This is a genomic window from Croceicoccus mobilis, from assembly GCF_001661965.1.
GTDB classification, from domain to species: Bacteria; Pseudomonadota; Alphaproteobacteria; order Sphingomonadales; family Sphingomonadaceae; genus Croceicoccus; species Croceicoccus mobilis.
In genome coordinates this window covers 1-8,736 of the sequence record NZ_LYWZ01000012.1, presented here as the reverse complement: position 1 = coordinate 8,736, position 8,736 = coordinate 1, and the positions used below count along the sequence as shown (strand labels likewise).

Annotated in this window: 4 protein-coding genes; 3 read left to right on the top strand and 1 reads right to left on the bottom strand. The window is 62.7% G+C overall.

All coding sequences use genetic code 11. From position 1 onward, the window contains the following. Window positions 1–210 precede the first annotated feature (210 nt). Window positions 211–2,868 carry a TonB-dependent receptor plug domain-containing protein gene (locus tag A9D13_RS04035; RefSeq protein WP_066769388.1) on the top strand — a complete coding sequence of 886 codons (2,658 nt, stop codon included), beginning with the start codon at window positions 211–213 and terminating at the stop codon, window positions 2,866–2,868. Window positions 2,869–3,030: 162 nt separating this feature from the next. Further along, a complete protein-coding gene (locus A9D13_RS04030; RefSeq protein WP_172808093.1) occupies window positions 3,031–4,980 on the top strand; it encodes an NAD(P)-binding protein in 1,950 nt (649 codons plus the stop codon). A 146-nt stretch (window positions 4,981–5,126) separates the two neighbouring features. Here A9D13_RS04030 and A9D13_RS04025 read toward each other — a convergent pair whose 3' ends face one another. Beyond that, window positions 5,127–5,306, bottom strand: a complete 180-nt coding sequence (locus tag A9D13_RS04025; protein WP_156521915.1) for a hypothetical protein — start codon at window positions 5,304–5,306, stop codon at window positions 5,127–5,129. Between the two features lie 752 nt (window positions 5,307–6,058). Here A9D13_RS04025 and A9D13_RS04020 point away from each other — a divergent pair. Further along, window positions 6,059–8,716, top strand: a complete 2,658-nt coding sequence (locus A9D13_RS04020) for a TonB-dependent receptor plug domain-containing protein (protein WP_066769388.1) — start codon at window positions 6,059–6,061, stop codon at window positions 8,714–8,716. The last annotated feature ends 20 nt before the right edge of the window (window positions 8,717–8,736 follow it).

The following is an 8,736-nucleotide window of genomic DNA, read 5'->3' as shown; positions in this document are numbered from 1 at the left end:
CGGTAATAATTGCGACATTTGGCGAGGAAAAAGGGCACGATCTGCTGTGGCTTGTCCAAAAACGGTAACACAGCGCTTGGGTATCGCGACACGATCAGCGTCATTCGGGGGGTTTACGGGACGCCTCGATACGGACTGATCGAGGGTTGGGACAACAGCCCCGTATTGGACGGAGAGAGGGATCCAGGTTCAATCCAGAGGGGGATTGTCATGAACACGATTACCAGGTTTTCGACGCTGACCGCCACGAGCGCCATCGCGCTTTCCATTTCCACCGCCGCGATGGCCAACGAGGCCGATAGCGCAGCGACCGCTGCCGCCAGTGCAAGCGCGAGTGCAGACGCGGCCGCGACTGCCGCCGCAGCCGCCGTGCAGCCCGCGACCGAGACGCAGGAGCCGATCGTCGTCACCGGCCTTCGCGGCAAGCCGCGCACCGCGACAGATTCGCCCGTTCCCGTCGACGTCTTCGGCGAAGAGCAGATCCAGAACACCGCCGCGACCGACACGCTCGAGGTGCTGCAGACGCTTTCGCCGTCCTACACCGTCAGCCGTTCGCCCAACACCGACACCGACAGCTTCGTGCGCGCCCCCAGCCTGCGCGGCCTGCCGGCCAACAAGACCCTCATGCTGGTCAACGGTCGCCGCCGCCACAAGTCGGGCTCGGTCGGCATCTATCGTGACGCCTCGCAGGCCGCCGATGCTGCCACCATTCCCGCCATCGCCCTGCAGAACGTCGAAGTCCTGCGCGACGGCGCGGCCGCGCAATACGGTTCGGACGCCATCGCCGGCGTCATCAACTTCCAGCTCAAGGACGCATCGAGCGGCGGTTCGCTGATCGCCCAGGCCGGTCAGTACTACGAAGGCGACGGCGAGAGCGTGATGATCGCGGGCAATATCGGCCTGCCCCTCACCGACGCCGGCTTCGTCAACATCTCGGCCCAGCTGAACGACGACCAGAACACCGTGCGTTCGCGCACCTTCTCGTCCTCGTCGTGGGATCCGTTCGAAGCCTATGCGACCGACGCCGCCTTCGCCGCTGCCGTCGACGCCGCCGGTATCGACCTCAACGACCCGCTCGAGATCCGCGGCAAGCCCAAGGAGCGCGCCGCGCGCTTCGTGATCAACTCGGGCATCGACATCACCGACAACAGCTCGCTGTATGCCTTTGCCAACTATTCGCGTTCGCAGGGCACCGCTTACGGTTCCTATCGTACGCCCGGTGGCGGCCACAACGTGCTCGACAATCCGATCCGCCTCGATGACGGTTCGGTCTGGACCTTCAAGGAGAAGTATCCGCTCGGCCTGCAGCCGCCCTTCATGGGCGACGTGACCGACTGGAGCGCGACCGGCGGCTATCGCACCGAGCGCGAGTTCTCGAATGGCCACGTGCTCTCGGCAGACCTGTCGGCACGCTACGGCTACAACAAGATCCAGTACTCGATGAACGGCACGGTCAACCCGTCCTACGGCCCGTACTCGCAGGAAAACTTCAAGGCCAGCGCCTACACCTCCGACGAGTTCGCACTGAATGGCGACTTCGTCTACCAGATGCCCGTCGGCTTCTATGGCGATCTCGTCTTCAACTTCGGCACCGAGTTCCGCCGCGAAGGCTATCGCATCAGCCCGGGCGAGCTGGCTTCCTACTCGGGCGGCATCTGGTCGGAGCAGGATCCCTTCAACTTCTGCTCGAACGAGGCTGACCTGGCATCGCGCACGCTCAATGCCGGCGCGCCGACCGACCAGGGCATCGACTGCACCAGCTCGAGCGATCCGGTCTACAACATCCTGCAGCCCGGCTCGAACGGCATCACCGGCCTCTCGCCCGATGTCGCAGGTCGCTGGACCACCGAGAGCACCTCGCTTTACGGCGAGATCAGCTCGGAAGTGACCGAGAAGCTCTTCCTCGACTTCGCCGCCCGTTACGAGGATTACTCCTCCTTCGGCGACAAGCTCGTGTGGAAGGCTGCGGCCCGCTACTACGTCACCGACTGGGCGGCGATCCGCGGCTCGATCGGCACCGGCTTCCGTGCACCCTCGACCGGCCAGCTCTACATCACCCAGACGACCATCTCGACCCGGGACGGCGGCACCATCAACCTGGGCCTCTATCCCGCGACGCACCCGGTCGCCGAATATCTGGGCGCCACGCCGCTGCGCCCCGAGACCTCGGACAACTACTCGCTGGGCTTCACCCTGACGCCGACGCCGAACCTGACGCTGACGGTCGATGCCTATCGCATCAAGATGTATGACCGCGTCTATGCTTCCTCGACCATCATGGTCACCGACGAGATCCAGGACGCGATGTTCGCAGCCGGCGTCAACGACGCCTACTCGATCGACGGCATCCGCTTCTTCCAGAACGCCTTCGACACCACCACGCAGGGTATCGACGTTGTCGGCACCTACAAGGCGGACTGGCTGGAAGCAGGCTCGACCAGCATCACTGCCGCGTTCAACATCAACGACTACAAGATCGACCGCCTCAACGTGGACTCGATCACCTTCTCGGATGTGTCGGTCTACAACTTCGAGCACAACAACCCGAAGTGGCGCGCCAACATGACGCTCAACCAGGATGTCGGAGCGATCTCCTTCATGCTGCGCGGCAATTTCTATGGCCCCAACTCGCGCCAGACCACCAGCTCGGGCAACGCCATCCAGAAGTGGAAGACGCAGGCCATGGTCGACTTCCAGGTCTCCGCTCCCATCGGCGATGGCTTCACCCTCGCCGTCGGCGGCCAGAACATCTTCGACCACTACCCCGAGATCAACCTCATCGACGATCGCAACGGACGTACATACGTCGACGGTCCCGTCTCCTGGCAGGGCGGATACTACTACGGTCGGATCACATTCGACTTCTGATCGACTGATTGGCGGGGCGGCGGCTAAAACCGTCGCCCCACCTTGGCTTTCAGGGCGCAACGCATGATCGTTCGCCCGGCAGAATATTCTGACTGAATACAAATCGATATTACCGGAAGGCTCGCGACAATGAACAAGCATGACCGCGCACTTGGAATGGGAATGGACATTTCCCGCCGTGATTTCATGCACGGAATGACCGCTGCGGCAGGCGCTGCGGCCGTGGCGGGGGGCTTCCCCGGCGCCGCAATGGCACAGGGCAGCTATTCACCGGCAGCGGCCGCGACCTATCCGCCGCTGCGCACCGGCATGCGCGGGTTCCACCCCGGCGCTTTCGAGCCTGTCCATGATCTCGCCTGGAACGGCGTCGAGCCTCCGGCGGGCGAAAGCACGGGCGAGATGTATGATCTCGTCGTCGTCGGCGGCGGTCTCAGCGGGCTTGCGGCGGCATATTTCTACCGCAAGCAGGCGGGGCCGAGCGCGAAGATCCTGATCCTCGACAACCTGCAGGGCATCGGCGGTCACGCGCAGCGCAAAGAGTTCGAATATGACGGCAAGCGCCTCTTCGCCAATGCCGGCTCGGCCTATCTCGTCTCGCCCATGACCTGGTCGCAGGAGGCGTTGTCGATCGTCAAGGATCTCGACATCATCCAGCGCAACGATCCGCGTGATCACACCGACTACGACATCTATACAAAGCGCGGCCTCAGTTCAGCGACCCTGTTCGGCAAGGAAGAATTCGGCAAGGACTATGTCGTCAAGGGCAGCTCCAACGCTCCCACGCCCGAATTTCTCGCCAAGACCCCGCTCTCTCCCAAGCTGCGCGAGGAACTGGACCGGCTGAAGAACGGCAAGACCGATTATCTCGCCGGCAAGTCGGTCGATGAAAAGATCGCCCTGCTCCAGTCGATGTCCTACCGCGATTACCTGCTGAACGTCGTCGGCCTGTCCGAGGATTCGCTGGTCTTCCAGAAGGGCGTGTGGGCCATGGCGCTCGACACCTGCACGGCATGGTTCGCCTTCTTCCGCTATGCGCCGGGCTTTGACGGCCTTGGCATCGAGCGTCCGGCCAATTCGCCGGAATCGCACGACATGCATGAAAACAATTTCACGCTGCCGGGCGGCAATTCCGATGTCGCGCGCCTGATTGTGCGCTCGCTCATCCCCGAGGCGCTGCCCGAGGGCAATGTCTTCGAAGTCGCCGACAAGCGCATGGATTACACCGTGCTCGACAAGCCGTCGAACAACACGCGCATCCGCCAGAGCAGCATCGTCTATAATGTGCAGCATGTCGGCCCGACGCCGCATCTGCTCGCCCCCGACAGCCGCGATGTCGAGATCAGCTATATCAATGGTGGCAAGACATATAAGGTGAAGGCCGGCAATGTCGTTCTCGCCTGTATGAACAATGTCATCCCGGCGATCTGCCCGACCTTCCCCGATTTCCAGAAGGACGCGCAGAAGAAAGCGGTGCGCTGCGCCAATCTTGCCGTCAACGTGCTGTTCCGCAACTGGAAGGCGTTCGAGCAGGCCGGGATCAGCTCGGTCACCTCGCCCTACACCTTCTTCGGTTCGATGCGCCTTGCCGGTCCGCGCTTCTTCGGCGGGGTCACGCCGTCGCAGTCGCCTGACGAACCCGTTGTCGTCAGCTTTGGCACCGGCGGCAATTCGGGCATCCTGTCGAACCGCATCATGGTCGAAACCCTGTGCGGAGATGGCGCTCCGCCGATCGGCACGAACAATGACGATCAGTATCGCGCCGTTCGCTATGGCCTGCTGGCAACCCCGTTCGAATTCTTCGAGCGCGAGGTCCGTTCGCTCGCTTCCCGTTCGCTGGCGGGCACCAGCTTCGACCCGGCGCGCGACATCGTCGCCGTCACGGTCAATCGCTGGTCGCACGGCTTTGCCACCGGCATGAACGATCTGTTCGACGAACCGCTGGCGCCGGGCGAAATGAAGCCCAATCATATCGCGCGCAAACCCTTTGGCCGTATCGCGGTTGCGAACTCGGATGCTGCGGGCGTGTCGACCATGAACGCCGCGTTCGACCAGGCCTATCGCGCCGTCAACGACCTGCAGCAGCGGGCCTATGGCTACTACGATCACATCTGATTGATTTCCTATCCCCCAAGACAGGAATGGGCCCGGAGCGTACTAGCTCCGGGCCTTTTTTGTGCGCAGCATTCTTGGGGCACCGCCCACGAAAACCGCGTCGAGGGGCGTCCACGGCGTAGTAGGATCAGGCAACCATCTGGCAATCAGATCATGCCGTAATAGCTCTCCATAGGCGGCCGATTCAGTTGCCGCACGGCGCGGGCTGCTTCTTCCATCGCAGTCTGGTCATTGTCGATGCCCGAAGCGTAGGAATTGGCGACAGCGAAATGGTCGAACGGCTTACGCCAGACGACACGGGCAGTGGGTCTGCACCAGATCGCCAAACAGCGCGTTTTCGCCCGGCACACAGCCACAGCACCATCGATTGTGGGTCACCGCGATGATGACTTGCTTCGCCTAGAAAACACCCGGCGCTATCCTTGGGCAGATATAGAGGATCATGCTGCTGAACTCAGCGACCGCTTTTTCATGCCGCCCGCGAAATGTCGGCGCGGCATTCCCTTGCCGCCAGCTACGCTTCAGTCGCGATTCACTTGCTGGCCCCTTTCGCGAATTTGCCCGACACCGGGCAGCCTGCGCGTCCACTGGCAATCGGGATCGGATCGAAAGGCCTCCGCGCTGGTGCCTCGCATTACAGCGCCACCACCTCAGAAACGCGAGAACCGAATTTACGGCAGCAAACAGGAGATATCGGGTTCTGCCAATATTTATTACCGAACATTGAGGATCTGGGTCATCGTTTAGCAGTCAGCCGTGGTTTCCACGAAATATCCTGCCAAGACCCCCATCACTGCCGATCCTGTACCCAAAGCCGACGAGAGCCTCGAGAAACAAAAGATCGCGGCGGAGCCACGCTGATACACGGCGGTAATAATTGCGACATTTGGCGAGGAAAAAGGGCACGATCTGCTGTGGCTTGTCCAAAAACGGTAACACAGCGCTTGGGTATCGCGACACGATCAGCGTCATTCGGGGGGTTTACGGGACGCCTCGATACGGACTGATCGAGGGTTGGGACAACAGCCCCGTATTGGACGGAGAGAGGGATCCAGGTTCAATCCAGAGGGGGATTGTCATGAACACGATTACCAGGTTTTCGACGCTGACCGCCACGAGCGCCATCGCGCTTTCCATTTCCACCGCCGCGATGGCCAACGAGGCCGATAGCGCAGCGACCGCTGCCGCCAGTGCAAGCGCGAGTGCAGACGCGGCCGCGACTGCCGCCGCAGCCGCCGTGCAGCCCGCGACCGAGACGCAGGAGCCGATCGTCGTCACCGGCCTTCGCGGCAAGCCGCGCACCGCGACAGATTCGCCCGTTCCCGTCGACGTCTTCGGCGAAGAGCAGATCCAGAACACCGCCGCGACCGACACGCTCGAGGTGCTGCAGACGCTTTCGCCGTCCTACACCGTCAGCCGTTCGCCCAACACCGACACCGACAGCTTCGTGCGCGCCCCCAGCCTGCGCGGCCTGCCGGCCAACAAGACCCTCATGCTGGTCAACGGTCGCCGCCGCCACAAGTCGGGCTCGGTCGGCATCTATCGTGACGCCTCGCAGGCCGCCGATGCTGCCACCATTCCCGCCATCGCCCTGCAGAACGTCGAAGTCCTGCGCGACGGCGCGGCCGCGCAATACGGTTCGGACGCCATCGCCGGCGTCATCAACTTCCAGCTCAAGGACGCATCGAGCGGCGGTTCGCTGATCGCCCAGGCCGGTCAGTACTACGAAGGCGACGGCGAGAGCGTGATGATCGCGGGCAATATCGGCCTGCCCCTCACCGACGCCGGCTTCGTCAACATCTCGGCCCAGCTGAACGACGACCAGAACACCGTGCGTTCGCGCACCTTCTCGTCCTCGTCGTGGGATCCGTTCGAAGCCTATGCGACCGACGCCGCCTTCGCCGCTGCCGTCGACGCCGCCGGTATCGACCTCAACGACCCGCTCGAGATCCGCGGCAAGCCCAAGGAGCGCGCCGCGCGCTTCGTGATCAACTCGGGCATCGACATCACCGACAACAGCTCGCTGTATGCCTTTGCCAACTATTCGCGTTCGCAGGGCACCGCTTACGGTTCCTATCGTACGCCCGGTGGCGGCCACAACGTGCTCGACAATCCGATCCGCCTCGATGACGGTTCGGTCTGGACCTTCAAGGAGAAGTATCCGCTCGGCCTGCAGCCGCCCTTCATGGGCGACGTGACCGACTGGAGCGCGACCGGCGGCTATCGCACCGAGCGCGAGTTCTCGAATGGCCACGTGCTCTCGGCAGACCTGTCGGCACGCTACGGCTACAACAAGATCCAGTACTCGATGAACGGCACGGTCAACCCGTCCTACGGCCCGTACTCGCAGGAAAACTTCAAGGCCAGCGCCTACACCTCCGACGAGTTCGCACTGAATGGCGACTTCGTCTACCAGATGCCCGTCGGCTTCTATGGCGATCTCGTCTTCAACTTCGGCACCGAGTTCCGCCGCGAAGGCTATCGCATCAGCCCGGGCGAGCTGGCTTCCTACTCGGGCGGCATCTGGTCGGAGCAGGATCCCTTCAACTTCTGCTCGAACGAGGCTGACCTGGCATCGCGCACGCTCAATGCCGGCGCGCCGACCGACCAGGGCATCGACTGCACCAGCTCGAGCGATCCGGTCTACAACATCCTGCAGCCCGGCTCGAACGGCATCACCGGCCTCTCGCCCGATGTCGCAGGTCGCTGGACCACCGAGAGCACCTCGCTTTACGGCGAGATCAGCTCGGAAGTGACCGAGAAGCTCTTCCTCGACTTCGCCGCCCGTTACGAGGATTACTCCTCCTTCGGCGACAAGCTCGTGTGGAAGGCTGCGGCCCGCTACTACGTCACCGACTGGGCGGCGATCCGCGGCTCGATCGGCACCGGCTTCCGTGCACCCTCGACCGGCCAGCTCTACATCACCCAGACGACCATCTCGACCCGGGACGGCGGCACCATCAACCTGGGCCTCTATCCCGCGACGCACCCGGTCGCCGAATATCTGGGCGCCACGCCGCTGCGCCCCGAGACCTCGGACAACTACTCGCTGGGCTTCACCCTGACGCCGACGCCGAACCTGACGCTGACGGTCGATGCCTATCGCATCAAGATGTATGACCGCGTCTATGCTTCCTCGACCATCATGGTCACCGACGAGATCCAGGACGCGATGTTCGCAGCCGGCGTCAACGACGCCTACTCGATCGACGGCATCCGCTTCTTCCAGAACGCCTTCGACACCACCACGCAGGGTATCGACGTTGTCGGCACCTACAAGGCGGACTGGCTGGAAGCAGGCTCGACCAGCATCACTGCCGCGTTCAACATCAACGACTACAAGATCGACCGCCTCAACGTGGACTCGATCACCTTCTCGGATGTGTCGGTCTACAACTTCGAGCACAACAACCCGAAGTGGCGCGCCAACATGACGCTCAACCAGGATGTCGGAGCGATCTCCTTCATGCTGCGCGGCAATTTCTATGGCCCCAACTCGCGCCAGACCACCAGCTCGGGCAACGCCATCCAGAAGTGGAAGACGCAGGCCATGGTCGACTTCCAGGTCTCCGCTCCCATCGGCGATGGCTTCACCCTCGCCGTCGGCGGCCAGAACATCTTCGACCACTACCCCGAGATCAACCTCATCGACGATCGCAACGGACGTACATACGTCGACGGTCCCGTCTCCTGGCAGGGCGGATACTACTACGGTCGGATCACATTCGACTTCTGATCGACTGATTGGCGGGGCGG

Bases quoted from the DNA above. Each gene is read 5' to 3' on its own strand.
- A9D13_RS04035 (WP_066769388.1), top strand. From the start codon at position 211: ATGAACACGATTACCAGGTTTTCGACGCTGACCGCCACGAGCGCCATC.
- A9D13_RS04030 (WP_172808093.1), top strand. From the start codon at position 3,031: ATGGACATTTCCCGCCGTGATTTCATGCACGGAATGACCGCTGCGGCA.
- A9D13_RS04020 (WP_066769388.1), top strand. From the start codon at position 6,059: ATGAACACGATTACCAGGTTTTCGACGCTGACCGCCACGAGCGCCATC.